Genomic DNA, 1,319 nt, shown 5'->3' on the forward strand with positions numbered 1-1,319 from the left:
CGGCAGGCGTTGAACGAAGCTGTGATCATGGAGAAGGTGCCGCGGAACGTCGCGGTGAACGTCCGTGTTCCGAAGGCGACGAAACCGAAGCGTAAGGTCGTGGCGCTGAGTCAGGCGGACGGGGTGACGCTGCTGGCCGCGGCGGAGCCGACGCGGTTTGCCTCGTTGTATGTGGTGCTGGCGATGGTCGGCCTGCGCCGCGGTGAGGTGCTGGCGTTGCGCTGGTCGGACTTCAACGAGCGGGCGGCGACGCTGCGGGTGGAACAGCAGGTGACCCGCGTCGGTGGTATCCGACAGCTGGTGGTGGGGCCGACCAAGAGCGAAGCCGGTCAACGCACGATCGCGCTTCCGGCTCGGTGTGTGGCGGCGTTGCAGGCGCAGCGCCGGCGGCAGGCGGCGGAACGTCACACGATGGGGGAGCGGTGGCGCGACCATGGGCTGATCTTCCCGAGCACCGTGGGTACCTATCTGGAGCCGCGGGCGCTGAACACGCATCTGACGAAGCTGTGCGTGCGGGCGGGTTTGCCGCATCTGGGGCCGCACGGTTTGCGGCACACGGCGGCGACGATGGCCTACGCCCTGGGCGTGGACTGGAAGCAGATCCAGGACATGCTCGGCCACACCATGCTTTCCACAACCATGGATATTTACGTGGATATGGCCGATACCGGCAGTCGGGATGCGGCGACCAAACTTGATGCCTGGTTCGACAACCCCGACGACCAGGCCACCGACGACGACAGCGAAACCGCGTAGCAACCCAGGTCAGACAAGCAACGACCGTCACATCTCAGCTGTCCCGAGAAAGGACGACCGTGGACATCACATTTATTGTCACTCTCCGCGACATGCTTCCGGAGGTGCTCGGCGACGTGTTCGAGCATGCGGGTTTGATCGGTGATGCCGACCAGGCTCGGGCGGAGGCACGCGACACGGCCCGCCGTGCGCTGACCCTGGCTCGCACGGTCGACCTGCCGGCGGTTCCCCGCGTGGGTGAGAGGGTGTGGGCGGATCCGAACTGGGAGCCTGTGACGGTACGAGAGGTCGAATGGACCCTCGTGCCGGACGGGGACGACCCGCACGTCCGCGTCCTGCTCGACGATCTCGATGAGGACGAGGTGGGCGCCGAGTGGGGCGCTACCGAACTGCTGCTCGACAACGGTTGGACCGTCCAGATCTGAACCGCGATCTGATCGACAGTCCGTAGGCTGTCAACGTGGCTGTCAAAAGCCCAGAGCCCCGCGCCGTGTGATCGGCTGCGGGGCTCTGACCTGCCTCAACCAGCGTGCGCTCGGAGGGACTCGAACCCCCAACCTCTT

At 66.0% G+C, this 1,319-nt stretch carries 2 protein-coding genes; both read left to right on the top strand.

Features of this window, described 5'->3' with window-relative positions; translation table 11 throughout:
* The coding region (locus U9983_RS27430; RefSeq protein WP_322756784.1) for a site-specific integrase at positions 1-756 on the top strand (756 nt) is incomplete at its 5' end.
* 59 nt (positions 757-815) lie between these two features.
* Positions 816-1,181: a hypothetical protein gene (locus U9983_RS27435; protein WP_322756785.1), complete on the top strand. Its 366-nt coding sequence runs from the start codon at positions 816-818 to the stop codon at positions 1,179-1,181.
* Positions 1,182-1,319: the final 138 nt, after the last annotated feature.

The organism is Protofrankia sp. Cas3, from assembly GCF_963555955.1.
Lineage (GTDB): Bacteria > Actinomycetota > Actinomycetes > Frankiales > Frankiaceae > Protofrankia.